The sequence below is a fragment of the Serinibacter arcticus genome, from assembly GCF_003121705.1.
In the GTDB taxonomy this organism is placed as follows: Bacteria; Actinomycetota; Actinomycetes; order Actinomycetales; family Beutenbergiaceae; genus Litorihabitans.
Genome location: NZ_PYHR01000002.1, coordinates 1,811,681 through 1,831,206 on the forward strand (window position 1 = coordinate 1,811,681; position 19,526 = coordinate 1,831,206).

Consider the following 19,526-nt stretch of genomic DNA (forward strand, 5'->3'; position numbering starts at 1 on the left):
ACGGCTCCTCCGCGGTTCGAGACCTCGCGTGGCTGGGGCACGGCGGGGAGCCTATCGCTCGGGTCGGACGGGGTCGGCGCGGCCGGCCGGGCGTCCGGCCGACCGCGCGGCCCCCTACTCGCCGGGGTAGACGACGCCGACCTGGCGACGCACCTCGTCCATGATCTCCATGACCTCGACGGACGCCTGCCACGACATGAGCGGCGAGCTCGTCTCACCGGCGTCGATCCGGCGCGCGGCCTCGGCCGCCTGGAACTGGAAACCGCCCGGGAGGCGCCCGGCGACGTCCTGACGCGTGCCGTCGAGCAGCGCGAGGTGGACGTCGGTGGGGTTGTAGAAGGTGGGGTCGAGGTCGATCCGGCCCTTGGTGCCGGCGATGGTCGCGTTGTTGAGCATCGCCGTCTCCATCGAGGACGTGGCGACCGCGACCGCGCGCTGCCCGTAGCGCAGCACCACGGTCTCGGCCTTGTCGACCCCGAGGTCGGACAGCTCGCCGTAGGCGTGCACCTCGTCCGGGACGCCGAGCACCGCGTGCGCGAAAGAGATCGGGTAGACGCCGAGATCGAGCAGCGCGCCGCCCGCGAGATCCGGGTTCCACAGCCGGTGCTCGGGCCCGCCCGGGATGTTCTGGCCGTGCAGCGCCGTGAGAGAGATGACGTCACCGATCGTCCCGGCGGCGACGGCGTCGACGGTCGCGCGGTAGCTGGGCAGGAACCGCGCCCACATCGCCTCCATCGCGAACAGGCCGCGGGCGGCGGCGGCGTCGAAGATCTCGCGCGCCTCGGCGGCGTTGCGCGTGATCGCCTTCTCGACGAGGACCGGCTTGCCCGCGTTCAGGGCGAGCAGGGCGTGGTCACGGTGCTCGCTGTGCGGGGAGGCGACGTAGATCGCGTCGATCTCGGGGTCGGCCACGAGCTCCTCGTAGGAGCCGTAGGAGCGCGGCACGTCCATCTCGGCGGCGAACGCGGCGGCGCGGTCGGCGCTGCGGGAGCCGACGGCGGCGATCACCGAGGAGGTGTGGTGCGGGATGTCGGTGGCGAACTTCCGTGCGATCCCGCCTGCGGCGAGGATGCCCCACCGGATCGCGGGCGCGTCCTTCGGGTCGGGGTAGGAGCTGAGCGGGGGGAGGGGGGCGGCAGCGGACGGGGCGGCGGCAGTGGCGTCGGTCACTCCGTCAGCCTATGCCCCGCCCCCGCCCACCGCTCGCGAGGCCCTTCCGGCCCACTCGCGAGGCCCTTCCGGCCCGGTCGCGAGGCCCTTCCGGCCCACTCGCGAGGCCCTTCCGGTCCACTCGCGAGGCCCTTCCGGCCCGGCCGCGAGGCCTTTCGGGCCCACTCGCGAGGCCCTTCCGGCCCGCCGTCGCGCTACATCCGCCAGCGCAGGAAGTCCTCCGCCGTGTGCGCCTCGAGCCCGCCGAGGTAGATCCTGCGCCTGTCGCCCGGGGCCGCCGGGTCGTAGAGGACCGTGACGCGATCGCCGACCCTCGGGAGGTCGTCGCGCGGGAACTTCCCGCTGCTCGTGACCCACCGGTCGGTGAGCGAGCGGTCCACGAAGTGCACCGTCCACGGGGCGAGAAGCGCACTCCCCTCGGTGAGCGTCGGGATCTCGGTGACGTCGCCGATCGTGCGCTGACCCTTGAGGACCAGGCGGTCGAGCTCACGACGGCGACCCGCACGTCGCGCCCGGGCGATCACTCCGGTCACGAGGCTGAGAAGGGCGACGCCGACGGCGACCCACGGGATCCAGCGGTCCGCGTGGTACCAGGCCCAGTCGGTGGACGACCAGACCTCGTCTTCGCCGAACGACTCGTCGACCCGGACGCCCACCGTCAGCGGCGGCGGCCACTCGTGGATCCTGGCGGTGAGCCCTGCGGCGAAGCCCGCGAGCCAGACGGTCAGCGGCCCGACGAGCGGGAAGCTCATGATCTGCCCGGTGTAGGCGCGAGCGGCGGCCGTGAGCACGAACATGCCGATGATCGGGAGGACGATACCCACGGGGAGCGCCACCAGGTCGAAGCCCGACGGACCGAGGTCGGTCGGGGACTCGGCGAAGAAGTGGTTGAGCGCGTGGTCCCGGAACTGGCCGAGGAAGGTGTCACCGGCCGTCGCCCACCCGGCGGAGGCGCCACCGGCGAGGATCAGCAGGTTGCCCAGCACGACGCCGATCGCGGCGCCGAAGGAACCTTGACGTGCCTGGGACCGCTCACGCCTGACGCGGGCCGGATCGATGGTGCTCACGGTGCCTCCCCTCACGCCGCGCCCCAGCGGTGCGTCGTAAAGGAAAGGTAAAGCGTGCGTCAAGCAGGCGCAAGAGGTGGTGCCTGAACGGTCTCGCCGTCACACCCGAAGGGCCTCGCCAATAGACCCAAAGGGCCTCGCCGTCACACCCGAAAGGCCTCGCGACCAGACCCGAAAGGCCTCGCGAAGGTCAGGCCTTCTTCGCGGCGGGCTTCTTCGCGGCGGGCTTCTTCGCCGTCGTGGTCCGCGCGCGGGCTGCCGGCTTCTTGGCCGGACCCTTCGCACGCTTCTCAGCGAGCAGCTCGAACCCGCGCTCGGGCGTGATCGTCTCGACGTCGTCCTCGCGGCGCAGCGTCGCGTTCGTCGTGCCGTCGGTGACGTACGGGCCGAACCGGCCGTCCTTCACGAGCACCGGCTTCTCGCTGACCGGGTCGACGCCGAGCTCCTTGAGCGCCGAGGCCGCCGCGCGACCGCGCTGCTTGGGCTGGGAGTAGATCTCCAGCGCCTCTTCCAGCGTGATCTCGAAGATCTGCTCCTCGGCGGTGAGCGAGCGCGAGTCCGTGCCCTTCTTCAGGTACGGGCCGTAGCGACCGTTCTGCGCCGTGATCTCCACGCCCTCGGCGTCGGCACCGACCACGCGCGGCAGCGACATCAGCTGCAGCGCCTGCTCGAGCGTGACCGTGTCGAGCGACATCGACTTGAGCAGCGACCCGGTGCGCGGCTTCTGCTTCGCCGGCGCCTTCTTGCGCGTCTTCGGCTTCGCCGCACCCTCGGCCGCAGGCGGCTCCTCGGGGGCCGGCGGGTCCGGGATCACCTCGGTGACGTACGGCCCGTAGCGACCGTTCTTCGCGACGACCTGGAAGCCCGTGTCGGGGTCGACGCCGAGCTCGATGTCGCCGTCGGACAGCGTCTCGAGGATCTCGCGGGCCCGGGCGGGCGTGAGCTCGTCCGGCGCCACGTCGTCGGGCACCGAGGCACGCAGCGCGGCGCCGTCGGAACCGGTCCCCTCGAGGTAGGGCCCGTAGCGACCCACGCGGAGCGTGATGCCGTCGCCGACAGGGATCGAGTTGATGTCGCGCGCGTCGATGTCGCCGAGGTTGTTGACGAGGTTCGACAGCCCGGGCTTGTCGCCCGCGCCGAAGTAGAACTGCGTCAGCCACTCGACGCGATCCTGGTCGCCGGCCGCGATGCGGTCGAGGTCGGACTCCATGCTGGCCGTGAAGTCGTAGTCGACCAGCTCGCCGAAGTTCTCCTCGAGCAGGCGGACCACGGAGAACGCGAGCCAGCTCGGGAACAGCGCCTGGCCGCGCCGCAGCACGTACCCGCGGTCGACGACGACGGCGATGGTCGCCGCGAACGTCGACGGTCGCCCGATCCCGCGCTCCTCGAGCGCCGCCGTGAGGGAGGCCTCGGTGTAGCGCGGCGGCGGGGAGGTCTCGTGGCCGTCGGCGACGAGGGCGCTGTGCTCCACGCCGTCGCCCTCGCGGACGTCCGGCAGGCGCGAGCCTGCCTTCTCGTCGGCGCCGGCGCCCTTGTCCTCGGCGGTCTCGTCGTAGCGCCCGGCGTCCTTGCCCTCCTCGTACGCGGCGAGGAAGCCGCGGAAGGTGATGACGGTGCCGGAGGCGGAGAACTCGGCGGCAGTGCCCTCGGTGATGGCGCCGGCCGTGGCCGAGGCGATCTCCGCCGTCGTGCTCGCCTGCATCCGGATGGAGGCCGTCGACCCCTTGGCGTCGGCCATCTGCGAGGCGACGGTGCGCTTCCAGATCAGCTCGTAGAGGCGGAACTCGTCGCCCGAGAGGGCCTTGGCCACCTGGGCCGGGGTGCGGAAGTGGTCGCCGGCGGGGCGGATCGCCTCGTGCGCCTCCTGCGCGTTCTTGCTCTTGTTGGCGTACAGGCGCGGCTTGTCCGGCACGTACTCGGCGCCGTAGAGGTCGGCCGCCTGGCGCCGCGCCGCGGAGATGGCCTCGGTCGACAGCGTGACCGAGTCGGTACGCATGTAGGTGATGTAGCCGTTCTCGTACAGCGACTGCGCAGTGCGCATCGCGGCGCGGCTGTTCATGCGCAGCTTGCGGCTGGCCTCCTGCTGCAGCGTGGAGGTGGTGAACGGCGCGGCCGGACGGCGCGTGTACGGCTTGGTCTCGACGGAGGAGACGGCGAACGTCGCGCTCTCGAGCGCGGCGACCAGACCGTGCGCGCCCTCGGCGTCGAGGTGGACGACACCGCCGGCTCGGCCCTTGAGCTGACCGGCGTCGTCGAAGTCGCGGCCCGTGGCCACGCGGGTGCCGCCGAGGCTCGTCAGGCGGGCGCCGAAGGCGGTGCCGGCGGTCTCGCCGCGGCCGCCGGTGAACTGGCCCGTCACGTCCCAGTAGGACGCGCTGCGGAACGCCATCCGCTCGCGCTCGCGCTCGACCACCATGCGGGTGGCGACGGACTGCACGCGGCCGGCCGACAGGCCCGGGCCGATCTTGCGCCACAGGACCGGCGAGACCTCGTAGCCGTAGAGGCGGTCGAGGATGCGGCGGGTCTCCTGGGCGTCGACCAGGCGGGTGTCGAGCTCGCGGGTCGCGTCGAGGGCGCGGAGGATCGCCTCGCGGGTGATCTCGTGGAACACCATGCGCTTGACGGGCACCTTGGGGTCGAGCACCTGCAGGAGGTGCCACGCGATGGCCTCCCCCTCGCGGTCCTCATCCGTGGCGAGGTAGAGCTCGTCGGCGTCCTTGAGCTTGCGCTTGAGCTCGGCGACCTTCTTCTTCTTGTCCGCGTCGACGACGTAGTACGGGTCGAAGCCGTCCTCGACGTTGACCGCGAACTTTTTGTACGGCCCCTTCTTCATCTCCGCGGGCAGCTCGCTGGGCTGCGGGAGGTCACGGATGTGCCCGACGCTGGCCTCGACGTCGTACTCCGCGCCGAGGAACGGCGTGATGGTGCGCGCCTTGGTGGGCGACTCGACGATGACGAGCTTGGTGGGCACGAGGGGCCTTCCGGGGGGTGGGGCACGTGAGCGGGATCGTCCCACCGACGGTGCGGCGGGTGGACGGGTCCGTGGCGCACGCTACCCCGAACGCGCCCCGGTGGCGCAAGCCGGTCCGACGCCGTGGACGCCGGGACCCGGCCGGGAGGACGTCAGCGTCGGGCGAGCAGCTGTGCCCACGACGACGCCGCCGCGCACCCGACGACGGCCACCGCCGAGCCGACGTAGGCGAACGTCAGCGCCGAGCCCGGGACGCCGTCGACGACGCTCGCCGCGTCGGCGGCGAGGCCGGCGGAGCCCAGCGTCGCGACCAGCGCGACGACGCCGACACCGATCCCCACGACCGCGACGAGACCGAGCAGCAGCGAGGCCACGACCCGTCCGGACGTGCCAGGGAAGCCGTCGGCCGCCCGGCCGCTGCCCGGCACCATGAGCAGGAGCGTCCACGCGGTGACGACGGCGATCGCGGCGATCACGTCCGAGGGGCGGTGCCAGCCGAGCGACATCGTGGCGACGGCGGTCGCCGCCGTGTAGGTGGCGCCGAGGATCGCGACGAGCGGGCGCGCCGGGCGGGGCGCCACGAGCAGCGCGACGGCGGCGACCGACGCCGCGACGGTGGTGTGCCCGCTGGGGAGCGAGTTCGCGAGGCTGGCCATGCCGTCGACGTCGGGCCGGTCGATGAGCTCCTTGAGCACCTGGGTGGTGAGGTTCGCGCCCACGACGATCAGCACGGCGCGGGCCGCGTCGCCCCACTGCCGGCGCAGCAGCGAGACCGCGACGGCGACGACCATCGCCCCGACGAGGAACGGCACGCCCACGACCGACAGCACGAGGTGGCTGACGGGCTCGAGCTGGTCGCGGCCGCGCTCGGAGCCGGTGAAGGCGATCTCGTCGACCCACAGGCCGGTCGTCGTCTGCACGAACGAGCGCGCGAGCCCCGCCGCGGCCGCGCCGGCCACGATCGCGCCGAGGAGCGCCCACACCCACCGGGTGGCGCGCTGCGTGTTGACGGGGCGAGGAGCTGCGCCCGGGGCCGCACCCGGGCCGGGGCCCCGGGGGACTCCGCCGGACGGCGCCTGCTGGACCATGGTCATGAAACCTACGGTAAGTCGCCGACCTGGGAGCGCCGGGGGCGACCCGCGCGCGTCACGTCACGCCCCGGGGGAGATCCGGTGAAGGCGAGAACGCACCAGCTCGCGGTCGACGGGCCGGATCCGCGAGCAGGGACGTTCTCGACGGCGGGCCGACCCGTCAGGCCTGCCCCTTCCACCGGGCGGCCCGGAGCACGCCGTCCGGCGTCCAGGAGTCGAAGGAGACCTCGCCCTCGACGTCGGGGCTCACCCAGACCGCGACCTTCGCCTCGGGGCCGGGCACCGGCGTCGTGAACGGGTTCTTCCTGCCCCGCAGCGGCTCGAGCACCCCGAGCAGACGGTCCAGCTCGGCGTCGGTGAAACCCGTCCCGACCTTGCCGACGTACCGCAGCCCGCCGTCGGGCTCGCGCACGCCGAGCAGCAGCGAGCCGATCCCGCCGGCGCGCCGCCCCTGCCCGGGACGCCAGCCACCGACCACGACGCGCGCCTCGGTCTCGTGCTTGACCTTCACCCAGGCGTGGCTGCGACGGCCGGAGGAGTACGTCGCGTCGCGACGCTTGGCGATCACCCCCTCGCCGTCGACGGCGGCACTCGCCCCCAGGGCGTCGTCCAGTCCCCCCGCGAGCAGCGGGGTGACGAGCCAGCCGCCGTCGCCGTCGCCGATCGCGGCCTGGTCGGCCTCTGGCAGGTCCAGCGCCTCGAGCACGTCGCGCCGGTCGGTCCACCGGTGCCCGGTGAGGTCGACGCCGTCGAGCTCCAGCACGTCGAAGACGAGCAGCCGCAGCGGCGGCCTCGGCGCGGTGCCGTGCTCCTGCAGGACGTGGAAGCTCGGGCGCCCCTCGCTCAGGGCGACGATCTCGGCGTCGAGCACGGCGCTGTGGTCCTCGAGGTGGTGCGGGAGCTCGGTGAGACCGGTGAACTCCGAGGTGAGGTCGCGTCCCGAGCGGCCGCGGAACCGCACGACGCCGTCGTCCACCAGCACGAGGGTGCGGTAGCCGTCCCACTTCGGCTCGAACGCCCAGCGATCGGGGTCGAGGTCGGCGTGGGTGAAGGGGTCGTGCGCCGTCGCGAGCATCGGGCTCAGCCCCCTGCCCAGGGTGCCGGTCGGCTTCGCGCGCGACGCGGGCGTCGTCCCGGAACGCGACGCGGGCGTCGCCCCACCCTCCCCCGCGGACCTCTCCTCCGGCGCCGAGAACGAGATCGCCGGGTGCGGCGACGGCGCCTCTCCCCCCGCCTCCGCCACGTCCGCTGGCGTCAGGGCCGAGAACGGGTCGCCGTCCTCGGCCCGCTCCAGCACCTCCTCGATCCGCAGCTGCGCCAGCCCGCCGGCCTCGAGCTCCTCCCACGTCCGGGGCGCCGCGACCCACGGCTGCACCCGGCCGCGCACCGAGTACGGCGAGACGGTCGTCTTGGCCGCGTTGTTCTGCGTGTGGTCGACGAACACCTTCGACTCGCGCAGGTCCCGCTTCATCTGCATGATCGCGAGCGTCGGGAGCTCGGCCACCAGCGAGCTCGCCAGCTCGGCAGCGAACGCGCTCGCGGCCGCCGAGCTCACGCCCTCCAGCGCCGCGTACAGGTGGATGCCCTTGCTGCCGGAGGTGACCGGGACGGACGCGAACCCGACGTCGTCCAGCAGCTCCTTCGCCGCGAGCGCCACCTCGACGCACTCGTCCAGCCCGACGCCGGGCCCGGGGTCCAGATCGACCACCAGCCGGTCCGGGTGGGTGTCCGCGCCGTCGAGCACGAACGCCCGCCGCCCCGCGATCACGTCCGCCGGCAGCCGCCACTGCGGCACGTGCAGCTCGATGCTCGCCATCTGCGCGCACCACACCAGCACGGCGTCCTCGGTCGCCAGCGGGTAGGTCACCTCGCGCTCGTGGTGCACGACGGCGGCGCGCGCCACCCAGTCCGGCGTGCCGGAGTCGAGGTTCTTGGTGAAGAACGGCTCCTGATCCTTCACGTGACTCCCTGGCACGGGCCCGGTCCCGTGCGGCCACCGCTTGCGCGTGACGATCCGGCCGGCGAGGTGCGGCAGCACCACCGGCGCGATGCGCCAGTAGTAGGCGACCAGCTCGGCCTTCGTCGTCGGGCCGACGGTGTCGTCACCGGGGAACAGCACCTTGTCCGGGTTGGTGAGCCGGATCGTGCGCTCCCCCACCCGGACCTGCTGCGCGGCGCCGGACCCGCTGGGCACTAGGAGGCCTTCTTGGCCGTCTTCTTCGCGGGCGCCTTGGCCTTGGTGTCAGCCTTCGCGGCCGGCTTGCTGCCCGATGAGCCCGACGAGCCCGACGACGACCCCCCGCTGGCCTTCTCGCGCGCCTTCTTGCGCTCCTCGACGCTCTTGCGCAGGGCCGCCACGAGGTCGACGACGTCGGTGGTCCCGGTCTCCTCCTCCACCGCCGTGAAGGACTCCCCGCCCGTGAGCTTGTCGTCGATGAGCTGCTTCAGCTGGGCGGTGTAGTCGTCGGTGAACGCGCCGGCGTCGAAGTCCTCGGCCATCGACTCCACCAGGCTCGCGGACATCGCGAGCTCCTTGTCGGAGATCTCGGGCTGCTCGTCGAGCGCGGCGAACTCCGCGGCGCGCACCTCGTCGGGCCAGATCATCGTCTGGACCACGAGCACGTCGTCGCGCACCCGCAGGGCCGCCAGGCGCGTCTTGTTGCGGAGCGCGAAGTGGACGATCGCGGTGCGGTCCGTCTCCTCGAGCGTGCGGCGCAGCAGCGCGTACGCCTTCGGGGAGCGGGAGTCGGGCTCGAGGTAGTAGCTCTTGTCGAGCAGGATCGGGTCGATCTGCTCGTTCGGCACGAACTGCAGCACCTCGATCTCGTGCTTGGCCTGCGCCGGGAGGGCCTTGAAGTCGTCGTCGGTGAGGATGACGCGCTGGCCGTCCTCGGAGTCGTAGGCCTTGGCGATCTGGTCGTAGGTGACCACCTCGCCGCACACCTCGCACCGGCGCTGGTAGCGGATGCGGCCGCCGTCCTCGGCGTGCACCTGGTGGAAGGACACGTCGTGATCCTCCGTGGCGGAGTAGACCTTGACCGGCACGTTCACCAGGCCGAAGGCGAGTGAGCCCTTCCAGATCGATCGCATCGGGCCATTGTGGCGGCTCGCCGTCCCCAGGGGAACGCCTGGCGGCGGATCCCCGGGGACGGCGAGCAGGCTCAGCGGGTCAGCCAGCCGCCGTCGACCGGCAGGATCGCGCCGTGGACGTACTCCGAGGCGGCGGAGGCCAGGAAGACCGCCGCGCCCTTGAGGTCGTCCGGGACTCCCCACCGCCCCACCGGGATGCGGGCGAGGATCTCGGCGGACCGGTCCTCCTGGGCCCGCAGCTGCGCGGTGTTGTCCGTGGCGAAGTAGCCAGGCGCGATCGCGTTGACGTTGATGCCGTCGGCGCTCCACTCGCTCGCCAGCGCGCGGGTCAGCCCGGCCAGCCCGCTCTTGGACGCCGTGTACGACGGCACGATCTTGCCGCCCTGGTAGGAGAGCATCGAGGCGACGTTGATGATCTTCCCGCCCCCCTGCGTCCTCATCACGCGGGCCGCGGACTGCGCCAGGTAGAAGGCCTTGCTGAGGTTGACGTCGATCACGTCCGCCCAGCTCGTCTCGGAGTGCTCGATCGCCGGCTCTCGGCGGATGATGCCCGCGTTGTTGACGAGGATGTCGAGGCGGCCCGCCTGCCCCACGGCGTCGTCCACGAGCGCCCGCACGTCCTGCGGGGTGGCCTCGAGCAGGTCGAGCTGCAGCGACCAGGCGCGGCGTCCGAGGGACTCGACGTCCACCACGGTCTGCTTGGTCTCCGGCGATCCGCTGCGGTCGACGACCACCACGTCGGCGCCGGCCTCCGCCAGCGCGAGGGAGAAGCCGCGGCCCAGGCCGCGTCCGCCGCCGGTGACGAGGGCGACGCGCCCGTCGAGCCGGAAGGCGTCGAGAATCGTCTGCGTCATGGTTGCGTCCTTCCGTCAGCGCAGGGTGCGCGGGTCGACGCCGACGACGTCGCTGTAGTCGACGTTCTCCCCCGCCATCGCCCACACGAAGGAGTAGGCGCCGGTGGCCGAGGCGGTGTGGATGGACCACGGCGGGGACACGACGACGTCGCGGTCGTGGAGCACCAGGTGCCGCAAGTTCTCGGGCTCGCCCATGAGGTGGACCAGCACCTCCTCGCCGAGCCCCGTGTAGAGGTACAGCTCGGTGCGACGCGCGTGGACGTGGGGCGGCATCGTGTTCCAGACGCTGCCCGGCTCGAGCGTGGTGATGCCCAGCACGAGCTGGTTGGAGACGATGCCGTCCGCGTGGACGTACTTGCGGATGGTGCGGTGGTTGGACGTCTCGCCGGCGCCGAGCACGACCGCCTCCACGTCGTCGCGGGAGGCGAGGGCGGCCTGGTCGGCGCGGTGCGCCGGCGCCGAGACCAGGTAGACCGCACCGCTGCCCGTGAGGGAGATGTCGCGGGTGCCGAGCGGCAGGTAGAGCACGTCCTGCGGCCCGAGCGGGAAGGTCGTGCCGTCGGCGCCGACCTCGACCGCCGTGCCCTCGAGCCCGACGAGCGCGAGCTCGCGGCGCTCGAGGAGGTGCTCGGCGCGGAGGATCTCGGGGGCCTCGAGGGCGATCTCGCCGTCGACGACCACGCCGCCGACGAGGATGCGGTCGTCGTGCGCGTAGCCCCAGGTCACGGCGCCCGGGGTGAACAGGCCGGAGAGCACGAAGCGCTCGCGCAGCTGCGCGCCGTCGAGGTCGCGGACGTCGTCGGGATGGGTGCTCCACAGTCGGGTGACGCTCATCGGGTCGTTCCTCTCATCGGGGTCGCCCGGCGCGGGCGGCACCGGACGGGTCGGGGTGGGACGGGGCGACGACGGCGGTGCGGAGGGTTCCGAGCCGGGAGACGGTGATCTCCACGACGTCGCCGGGACGCATGGGAGCCGGGGCGGCGAGCGCCTCCGGCAGCTTCTGGGGGGTGCCGGTGGCGATGACGTCACCGGGTTCGAGGGTCATCACCTGGCTCAGGTAGGAGACCAGGAACGCCATCGAGAAGACCATCCTCGCGGTGCTCGAGGAGACGGTGAGACGACCGTTGTGGCGCAGCGTCACCTCGAGCGCGTGCGGGTCGCCCACCTCGTCGGTCGTGACGAGGGCGGGCCCGAGCGGGGCGAACGTGTCGAAGGACTTGCCGAGCGCCCACTGGCTGGTGCGACCCTGCCAGTCCCTGGCACTGACGTCGTTGACGATCGTGTAACCGGCGACGTGGTCCAGCGCCTCGGCCTCGTCGACCTCGTGACAGCGGCTCCCGACGACGATGCCCACCTCGGCCTCGTAGTCGACGTTCCCGCTGGCGCGGGGCACGACCACGGCGTCCTGCGGCCCCACCACCGTGTTGGCCGTCTTGACGAAGACGTCGGGGAACTCGGGGTCGGCGACCTGCCCGTCCGCCTCGTGGCCGCGGTAGTTGTAGCCGATGCACAGCAGCTTGCCCGGCCGGACCGGGGCCAGCAGCCGGACCTCCGCGATCGGGTGGACCGCGCCGACAGACCCGGCGCCCGCAGCGACGCCGGCCGCGAGCGCCGCCTCCGCGGCCTCGACCAGCGCCCGCGCCCGCGGCAGCGCCCCGGCGGCGAGCAGCGCCGTCAGGTCGTGGTCCCGCGCGGGGGCGCCGCCGTCGTCCAGCACCTCCGCCAGGTCCAGCACGTCGCCGCCGGGCAGCAGGGCACCGGGGGCCACGACGCCGGCACGCTCGTAGGTCACGAGTCTCACCAGAACGTCACCCGGTCGGGGAGCTGGAGCCGCGCGAGCGCCTCCAGGTAGTAGTAGTCGCCCCAGAGGGTGCCCTCGTCGACGCCGATCGTCTTCGGCCAGTCGTAGACCCCGTGCAGGAGCAGCGCGTTCGACCCGGCCGCCTCGCCGCCGTAGTGCGCCGCCAGCGAGTCGACGATCGCGCGGGCCGCCGCGTCGTACCGGGCGGCGCGCTCGGCGTCGGGCACGAGGGCGGCCAGCTCGAGCAGCCCGTTGGCCGCGATGGCCGCCGCCGAGGAGTCCCGGGGCTCGTCGCTGCCCTCGCCGAACACGAGGTCCCAGTAGGCGACGTGGTCGGCGGGGAGGTGGTCGAGGAAGTACTCGGCGCACCGGATCGCGGCCGCCAGGAACGTCTCGTCGCCCGTGTGGCGGTAGTTGATCGCGAAACCGTAGACGCCCCAGGCCTGGCCGCGGGACCAGCACGAGTGGTCGGCGTAGCCCTGCTGGGTGCTGCCGTACAGCGGCTCCCCCGTCGTGACGTCCCAGTGGAAGGTGTGGAAGGTGGTGTCGTCCTCGCGGATGATCGAGTCGCGCAGCGCCGAGACGTGCCGGACCGCCGCGTCGCGGTAGCGGCTCTCGCCCGTCTGCTCGCTCGCCCAGTACAGCAGCGGCATGTTCATCAGGCTGTCGATGATGGTGCGCCCGCGCTGCTCGGGGTTGTTGGCGAGGTCGCCCCACGCCTGGATGATCCCGGCCGGCTCGAGGAAGCGCCTCATCAGGTGGTCGGCCGCCTCCAGGGCCGCGCCGCGGGCGATCGGGTCGCCGGTCAGCCGCCACGCCGGGATGCAGGAGAGCGTGTAGAGGAACCCGAGATCGTGCGTGTGCAGGTCGATCTCCTCCTCGACGCGCTCGACGAACGACGCCACGTGCGCCTCGGCGAGCTCCCGGTAGCGGTCCTCGCCGGAGAGCTCGTGCGCCAGCCAGAGCATCCCCGGCCAGAAGCTCGTGGTCCAGCCGTAGTTGCTGCCGGCCGCCAGCTGGGCGGTGGCCGGGCGGTCGACGTAGCGCTGGTCGACCGTGGTGTCTCCCGGGTAGCGCAGTCCGAACTGCGCCACGTTCGCATCGACGATGCGCAGCGCAGCCGCGACCGCCCCCTCGGGGCTGCTGACGACGACGGTGTCGGCGCGGGATTCGCGCTCGGGCATGGGAGGTCCTTCCTTCGGGCGCGCGGGGGCGCCTCGGTTCACGATCGGGGGTGGGGCGGGCTCGGTCGGGTCAGCCGGCCGCGCCGTCGTCGGGGTGGAGCACGGGACGCAGGCTGTAGCGCGAGTTGCCCCAGACGGCGTAGAGCAGCGGTGCGGCGAGCAGCCCGACGGCGAAGCCCGGCTGCTCCGTGAAGATGAGGGTGAGCGAGCCCAGGACCACGAGCGAGACCAGGGTCAGGTACCACCGGCGCACGGCGAGGTAGAGCGAGACCTTCAGCACGTCGCGCAGCCGGGCGTCGGGCCGCTCGACCCCGGCCACGAACGCGAGCGTGACCGTGGCCAGGGTGAGGACGAGCAGCACGACCAGCAGCGGCGTGAGCAGGGCCCGAGCCGGGTCCCGGCGGCCCACACGAGGTCGACGACGAGCACGGTCGCCACGGCCACCGCCAGGCCGCCGATCGCGAGCGACCGGCGCAGGTGGGTGAGCCACGCCCGGGCGAAGGTCCGCACGACGTCGGTGGAGCGCTGGGTGGTGAAGCCCGCGAACACGGCGCACGCGGCGCTGAGCCCGGGGGCGGCGGCCACCGCGGCCAGCGCCAGCACCGGCCAGGAGGCCGACGGGTCGGTGGTCACCAGGAGCACCAGCAGCGGCAGGGACGCGACCGCGAGCATGATGTTCGTGGCCATCACCAGGTACACGGTGCCGAACACGAGCTGCCAGGTGTCGGCCTTCGCCCGCGGGAGGATCTGCCGGCGCGGAGCCGTCGTCGTCGTCACGGCCTCAGCCCTTCAGACCCGAGGTCGCGATGCCCTGGATGAAGAACCGTTGCCCGAGCATGAACAGGAGCGCGATCGGGAGCACCGACAGCACCGACCCCGTCATGATGAGCGCGTGCTCGGCGTTGTACTGCGACACGAAGGTCTTCAGACCGATCTGGACCGTCCACAGCGTGCGCTCGCGCAGGTAGATGAGCGGGCCCAGGTAGTCGTTCCAGGTGGCGACGAACGTCAGCAGCGTGAGGGTCGCCAGCGCCGGCCCGGAGAGCGGGACGATGATCCGCGCCCAGATGCCGTACTCCGACAGCCCGTCGATCCGGGCGGCCTCGGAGAGCTCCTCGGGGATGGACTCGTAGTACTGCTTCATCAGGAAGACGCCGAACGCCCCGAAGGCCTGCAGGACGAGGATCGCCCAGAGGGTGTTCGACAGGCCGAGCCGGGACAGGATGATGAACTGCGGGATCATGTACGCCTGCCACGGCACGGCGATGGTTCCCAGGTAGGCCAGGAACAGCACGTCGCGGCCGGGGAACTTCGCCTTGGCGAAGCCGTAGGCGGCGAACGAGCCGGTGAGCACCTGCAGGAACGTGACGCCGACCGACAGGATCATCGTGTTGCGCAGCCAGGTGGTCATGTCCGACCGGGTCCAGATGTCGAGGTAGTTGCTCCACACGACGGGGTCGGGCAGCCACTGGATCGGCACCGAGAAGACCTGGTTGTTGTTCTTCAGGGACGAGGAGACCATCCAGAAGAACGGCAGCATGATCGCGGCCGCCGCGATGGTCAGCACGACGTAGAGCACGACGTTGCGGGCGAGACGCTTCGAGCGCCCCGGGTCCCGGTGCTCCTGCGGCGCGGTGGGCCGGTCGAGCGTGAGCGTAGCCATCAGCGATTCCTCCGCTTGTTGACCATGAACTGCAGCACGGTGATCCCGAGGCAGATGACGAACAGGACCATCGCGACCGCCGAGGCGTAGCCGAAGTCGTTCTCCTCGAAGCCCTTGCGGTAGATGTACTGCGACAGCACGAGGGTCGAGGTCCCCGGCCCGCCGTCGGTCATCACGAGGATGAGGTCGAAGATCTTGAAGCTGGCGATCGTGAGCATCACGGTCACCAGGAACGTGGTGGGGCGGATGCACGGGATCGTCACGTTCCAGAACCTCTGGACGGCGTTCGCGCCGTCCACGCGGGCCGCCTCGTAGAGCTCGGACGGGACGGCCTGCAGGCCGGCCAGGAAGAGCAGCATGTAGTAGCCCATGTCGCGCCACGTGCCGACGATGATCACGGCGGGCATCGACCAGTCGGGCGAGGTCGTCCACCCGGGCGGGTCGGAGATGCCGATCGCCGTGAGCATCTGGTTGATGACGCCGGAGTCAGGCGAGAAGAGCATGTTCCACACCACGGCGATCGCGACGATCGAGGTGATGTAGGGGAAGAAGGCGACCGTGCGGAAGAACGCCATGCCGCGCATCTTGCGGTTGAGCAGCAGCGCCAGGCCGAGGGAGATCGCCAGGGTCAGCGGGATGTGGAAGCCGGCGTAGTACACGGTGTTGAACAGGGCCGTGTGGAACGTCTTGTCGGCCGCCAACCGCTGGAAGTTCTCGAGGCCGGTGAACTCGGCGGCGCCGAACACGTTCCAGCTCGTGAAACCGAGGTACAGCAGGATGATCACGGGCGTCAGGGTCAGCGCCGCGAACCCGATGAAGTTCGGCAGGATGAACGTCCAGCCGATCAGTGCGTTGCGCAGCTTCAGTCGGGACCCCGGGCGCCGTTGCTTCGTGGTGCGAGGAGCCCGGGGCGGTGCATCGACGGTCGTCGTCGACATGGTGCCTCCTGGGGCTGGGGACCCGGCCCGGCCGCGCTGGCCGGACCGGGTCCACCGATCGGTTCCGGTTAGTTCAGGACCTCGGACTTGGCGCGGGCCATGGCCTCGGTGATGGCGGCCTCCGGGGCGGTGCCACCGGCGAGGATCGCCGTGTGGGCGTCGCTGAGGATGTTCTGCAGCGCGGCGGTGTCGGCCGAGACCGGGTTCTCCGGACGGACGTCGCGGTTGGAGAACGCCGTGCGGGAGAGGTCGTCACCCGGGGCGCCCTCGACGGCGAAGAACGCGTCGGCGACGGTGTCGTTGGCGATGGCCGGCGTGATGCCGATCTCGGCGAGCGCGACGGCGGCGTCCTCGGAACCGATGAACGCGAGGAACTCCTTCGCGGCGTCGACCTTGTCGTCGGCGATCGCGGGGTTGACCCCGATGCCGGTCGGGTCGGCGAAGGTCACCGGCGTCTCCAGCGTGTCCTCGGTCAGCTGCGGGGAGGGCGCGATGCCCCAGGCGAACTCGTTCGCCTCGCCCGACTCCTGCTGCGCGAGCAGCGTGGCGACGTACCAGGAACCCATCAGCATCATGGCCGACTTCTGCGTGCCGAACTGCGACTGGTAGGTGAGGGAGTTGGTCGTGATCGCGCCGAGGTTCTCCTGCGCGCCCTCGGTCTGCAGCGCGACGGCCCGCTCGTAGTACGGCACGAAGTAGTCCCACTCGCCCGAGAGCAGGTCGGCGCCGTCGGCCTGCGCCGTCGCGAAGCCCTGGACCGTGGACTGCCAGGAGTGCTGGTAGGTGCCCTTGGCGTCGCTGCCGGCGGCGGCGAGCTTCTCGGTGAGCTCGACCGCGAGCGCGTCGTACTCCTCCCACGTGATCGCCTCGGTGGGCACGGGGACCCCGGCCTGCTCGAACAGGTCGACGTCGTAGTAGAGGTACCAGGCGTCCTGGCGGTAGGGGACGGCGTACGTGGCGCCGTCGACCTCGTAGGCGTCCAGGCCGGCGAGGTCGTCCGACAGCTCGCCGGCGACGTCGGAGACGTCGAGCAGCTGGCCGCCGTCCTGGTAGGTGAAGAAGTTCTTGAGGTTCTTCTGGATGTACATGTCCGGCGCCGAGCCGGCCGCCAGGTCGGCGATCATCTGGGTGTCGTACTCGGTCGCGTCGTACTCCTTGAGCTCGACCGTGACGTCGGGGTTCGCCTCGTTGAAGGCGTCGGCCAGGAGCTGGAACTCCGGGGTGGTCGACAGGCTCCAGCCGGCGAGGGAGATCGTGACGGGTCCGCCGCCGCCCTCGCTGGTCTCGCTGCCGCCGCCGGTGCCGGTGTCGCTGCCGCCGGTGTCCCCACCCGAGCAGGCGGTCAGGGCGAGCGTCGCGGCCGCGAGGGTGGCGACTCCCGTGAGAATGCTGCGCTTCATTGCGATGTTCCTCTCCTTCAAGAGGTTCGGTGCCCGACGTGGGCACCTGGCTCGGTTTCTCCCGGCACTCCGGGAATCGGGAGGTCCACCGACGTGGTGGCTCCGTCAGCCCACGCGACGAGCGCGCGGGAGTCTGTGAGGGTGACGCCGGGCACGGCGTCGAGCGAGTCGGAGGGGCCGACACCGTCGGCCCGCTCCCCCGTCGCGGCGGAGCGGCCGAGACCCAGTGCCAGCGCGTACCAGCCGGCGCGCGCGGGCGCCGAGGCCAGCGCGACGGCGGCGTGGTCGCCCAGCGGCGAGGCGTCGCGGCGGCGCTCGACGCGCGTCGCGTCGAAACCCAGCAGCGGGGCGAGGACGGCGCGCACCGCACCGTCGTCGAGCACGACGGCGGGGGTGTCGCCGGTGTCGTCACCGCCACCGGCCAGGCTCTCCAGGGGCGGCGCCGCGGAGGCGAGGGCCCAGCCGCCGGCCTCGAGGGCGACGGCGTCGGCGGAGGCGTCGGCCAGGTGCACGAGGCGCACCTCCCACGCGCCCCGGAGCACCGAGACCGTGGTGAGGGTGCCGGCGCCGGTCGGCGTCCCGCGGTAGCCGCTGCCGTGGTGGTGCTGGACGGCGTCGGGCGCGATCCAGCGGACCTCGGAGCGTGATCCGGCCACGACGGCGCCGTCCGCGGACGTGAGCTGCAGGACGGCCATGCCGCTGCGGTGGCTGCGTCGACCCTCGCCGTCCACGAGCACGACGGTCTGGTCCAGCGGGGCGGTCCAGGCGTCCTCGTCGAGCAGCGGGAGGGTCGCGGTGGAGTAGCCCAGCCGGGCGTACAGGGGCGAGTCCGCCCCCGTGTCACCGACGCGGGCGTGGTCGGTGCCGTGGTTGGCGATGCGCACGACACCGTCCTCGGCCCCCGAGCTGACGGCCCAGACGGGCGCGGCGATCGTTCGCGACACCGGTCCGCGCTCGGCCGGCAGCGGCTCCTCGGTCGCGGTCCAGACGGGGTGGTCGGCCGGGAGCGAGAGGCCCAGGAAGCCCTTGCTCGCCCAGTACGGCGACGAGGGTCCGGAGTAGCTCTGGGCGAGCCGGGGCCAGGCGTGGCGCCAGCCGAGCGTGAGCACGCCGTCCTCGGGCACGCCGTGGTCGGTGAAGGAGGAGAGCACGCCGGAGGCGGCGCGACGCAGCACCCCGGGCGAGTGGGACGGCACCTCGGCGATCGCGCCGACCCAGAACGGTGCCGCGGCGGCGAACCGGTAGACCAGGCTGCGTCCCTGACCCAGCGGGGCGCCGTCGCTGCCGAGCAGGGCCAGGGCGTCGCCGAGGAAGGTGTCGAGGTTCGCGCGGTCCCGCTCCCGGCGCGGGGCTGCGAGGTCGGTCGCACCGGCCATCCGCGCCCAGAGCGTGGGGTAGAGGTGCAGCGCCCAGCCGACGTAGTGGTCGTAGGCGCGGGTGTCGCCGTCGGCGAGCCAGCCACCCTCGCGGGCGAACGTGTCGTGGGTGTCGAGGTCGGCCTGCATCTCCCCCAGGTCGTGGGGGCCGCCGACCGAGCGCAGGAACGTCTGCACGACGAGGCGGAACCAGACCCAGTTGATGCGGGGGTAGGTGTCGTCGCCGACCGCGGGGGCGAGGTAGTCCACGAGCCGCTCCTGCACCGATGAGGTCAGGTTGTCCCAGATCCAGGGGCGGGTGAGGTCGAGGACGAGCGCGAGCGAGGCGGCCTCGACCTTGGCCTGGGGGTGCTCGGTCAGGCGCACCCAGCGGTCGGGCGCCGACGGGTCCGTCCCGGTCTCCAGACCGCGGGCGAACCACCCCGCGAGGTCGCGGGGGTCGGTGCCGCGGTTCCCGGCCAGCCGGAAGCCGCCCAGCAGGAAGGTGCGGGCGAAGCCCTCGAGCCCGTCCACGTCGGCGCCGTAGCCGCCGGCCGGTCCGGGGAAGGTGATGCGGCCGTGACCCGGGCTCGCGTGGCGCTGCGCCGTGTCGAGGAGGTGGTCGGCGAGGCTCGCCCACGTCTCGCGCGTCCATCCCGAGAGCGGGGACGGCGACGCGCCGGGGTCGAGCTGGTGACCACGCTGCTGTTCACGCGCTGCGCGCTCGTCCTGGACCACTGTCTCCACCTCTTCCTCGCCACATCGATGTGCCGGAACGTGACGCCCGCCACAACGCGGGGCCACGGGAAGAGTCAAACCGGACACAAACGTTCATGTCAAGTCATTCGCGTTCACCGATGTTCACCGAGACGCCGCCGTCGCGCCCTGATACGATCAGAACTGATCACACCGATGTGATCCTCCGATGCTGCGGGACACCGC

At 72.2% G+C, this 19,526-nt stretch carries 16 protein-coding genes; all 16 read right to left on the reverse strand.

Annotated features, from left to right (window positions below):
* Nucleotides 1-114: 114 nt before the first annotated feature.
* A complete protein-coding gene (locus C8046_RS08330; protein WP_109229040.1) occupies nucleotides 115-1,170 on the reverse strand; it encodes a Gfo/Idh/MocA family protein in 1,056 nt (351 codons plus the stop codon).
* A 194-nt stretch (nucleotides 1,171-1,364) separates the two neighbouring features.
* Complete coding sequence (locus C8046_RS08335; protein ID WP_109229041.1) at nucleotides 1,365-2,237, reverse strand: hypothetical protein; 873 nt, start codon at nucleotides 2,235-2,237, stop codon at nucleotides 1,365-1,367.
* A gap of 190 nt (nucleotides 2,238-2,427) precedes the next feature.
* Nucleotides 2,428-5,208, reverse strand: coding sequence for a type I DNA topoisomerase (topA, locus tag C8046_RS08340; RefSeq protein WP_109229042.1), 2,781 nt, complete (start codon nucleotides 5,206-5,208; stop codon nucleotides 2,428-2,430).
* Between the two features lie 152 nt (nucleotides 5,209-5,360).
* On the reverse strand, nucleotides 5,361-6,302 hold the full coding sequence (locus C8046_RS08345; RefSeq protein WP_109229043.1) for a phosphatase PAP2 family protein: 942 nt from the start codon (nucleotides 6,300-6,302) through the stop codon (nucleotides 5,361-5,363).
* 157 nt (nucleotides 6,303-6,459) lie between these two features.
* Nucleotides 6,460-8,493: a non-homologous end-joining DNA ligase gene (gene ligD, locus C8046_RS08350; RefSeq protein ID WP_109229044.1), complete on the reverse strand. Its 2,034-nt coding sequence runs from the start codon at nucleotides 8,491-8,493 to the stop codon at nucleotides 6,460-6,462.
* Nucleotides 8,493-9,389, reverse strand: a complete 897-nt coding sequence (locus C8046_RS08355) for a Ku protein (RefSeq protein WP_109229045.1) — start codon at nucleotides 9,387-9,389, stop codon at nucleotides 8,493-8,495. Before C8046_RS08355 ends, ligD begins: the two co-directional genes overlap by 1 nt.
* A gap of 71 nt (nucleotides 9,390-9,460) precedes the next feature.
* Nucleotides 9,461-10,243, reverse strand: coding sequence for a 2-dehydro-3-deoxy-D-gluconate 5-dehydrogenase KduD (kduD, locus tag C8046_RS08360; protein ID WP_109229046.1), 783 nt, complete (start codon nucleotides 10,241-10,243; stop codon nucleotides 9,461-9,463).
* A 15-nt stretch (nucleotides 10,244-10,258) separates the two neighbouring features.
* Complete coding sequence (gene kduI, locus C8046_RS08365) at nucleotides 10,259-11,077, reverse strand: 5-dehydro-4-deoxy-D-glucuronate isomerase (protein WP_109230836.1); 819 nt, start codon at nucleotides 11,075-11,077, stop codon at nucleotides 10,259-10,261.
* A 13-nt stretch (nucleotides 11,078-11,090) separates the two neighbouring features.
* On the reverse strand, nucleotides 11,091-12,035 hold the full coding sequence (locus C8046_RS08370; protein ID WP_235866242.1) for a fumarylacetoacetate hydrolase family protein: 945 nt from the start codon (nucleotides 12,033-12,035) through the stop codon (nucleotides 11,091-11,093).
* 5 nt (nucleotides 12,036-12,040) lie between these two features.
* Nucleotides 12,041-13,228: a glycoside hydrolase family 88 protein gene (locus C8046_RS08375; RefSeq protein WP_109229048.1), complete on the reverse strand. Its 1,188-nt coding sequence runs from the start codon at nucleotides 13,226-13,228 to the stop codon at nucleotides 12,041-12,043.
* 70 nt (nucleotides 13,229-13,298) lie between these two features.
* Entirely contained in the window at nucleotides 13,299-13,547 is a 249-nt protein-coding gene (locus tag C8046_RS08380; protein ID WP_109229049.1) for a hypothetical protein, read from the reverse strand.
* Complete coding sequence (locus C8046_RS08385; RefSeq protein WP_109229050.1) at nucleotides 13,502-14,005, reverse strand: DUF624 domain-containing protein; 504 nt, start codon at nucleotides 14,003-14,005, stop codon at nucleotides 13,502-13,504. Before C8046_RS08385 ends, C8046_RS08380 begins: the two co-directional genes overlap by 46 nt.
* Nucleotides 14,006-14,009: 4 nt before the next feature.
* Nucleotides 14,010-14,891 (reverse strand): carbohydrate ABC transporter permease, encoded by an 882-nt coding sequence (locus tag C8046_RS08390; protein ID WP_109229051.1) that lies wholly within the window; start codon nucleotides 14,889-14,891, stop codon nucleotides 14,010-14,012.
* Nucleotides 14,891-15,829 (reverse strand): carbohydrate ABC transporter permease, encoded by a 939-nt coding sequence (locus C8046_RS08395; protein ID WP_109229052.1) that lies wholly within the window; start codon nucleotides 15,827-15,829, stop codon nucleotides 14,891-14,893. Before C8046_RS08395 ends, C8046_RS08390 begins: the two co-directional genes overlap by 1 nt.
* Before the next feature lie 68 nt (nucleotides 15,830-15,897).
* On the reverse strand, nucleotides 15,898-17,229 hold the full coding sequence (locus tag C8046_RS08400; RefSeq protein ID WP_109229053.1) for an ABC transporter substrate-binding protein: 1,332 nt from the start codon (nucleotides 17,227-17,229) through the stop codon (nucleotides 15,898-15,900).
* A 17-nt stretch (nucleotides 17,230-17,246) separates the two neighbouring features.
* Nucleotides 17,247-19,331, reverse strand: a complete 2,085-nt coding sequence (locus C8046_RS08405) for a DUF2264 domain-containing protein (protein ID WP_235866243.1) — start codon at nucleotides 19,329-19,331, stop codon at nucleotides 17,247-17,249.
* Nucleotides 19,332-19,526 lie beyond the last annotated feature (195 nt).

Excerpts from the sequence above, each read along its gene's own strand:
- C8046_RS08400 (WP_109229053.1), bottom strand. The coding sequence starts at position 17,229 with ATGAAGCGCAGCATTCTCACGGGAGTCGCCACCCTCGCGGCCGCGACG.
- kduD (WP_109229046.1), bottom strand. The coding sequence starts at position 10,243 with ATGACGCAGACGATTCTCGACGCCTTCCGGCTCGACGGGCGCGTCGCC.
- C8046_RS08390 (WP_109229051.1), bottom strand. The coding sequence starts at position 14,891 with ATGGCTACGCTCACGCTCGACCGGCCCACCGCGCCGCAGGAGCACCGG.
- C8046_RS08355 (WP_109229045.1), bottom strand. The coding sequence starts at position 9,389 with ATGCGATCGATCTGGAAGGGCTCACTCGCCTTCGGCCTGGTGAACGTG.
- C8046_RS08375 (WP_109229048.1), bottom strand. The coding sequence starts at position 13,228 with ATGCCCGAGCGCGAATCCCGCGCCGACACCGTCGTCGTCAGCAGCCCC.
- C8046_RS08345 (WP_109229043.1), bottom strand. The coding sequence starts at position 6,302 with ATGACCATGGTCCAGCAGGCGCCGTCCGGCGGAGTCCCCCGGGGCCCC.
- C8046_RS08395 (WP_109229052.1), bottom strand. The coding sequence starts at position 15,829 with ATGTCGACGACGACCGTCGATGCACCGCCCCGGGCTCCTCGCACCACG.
- kduI (WP_109230836.1), bottom strand. The coding sequence starts at position 11,077 with ATGAGCGTCACCCGACTGTGGAGCACCCATCCCGACGACGTCCGCGAC.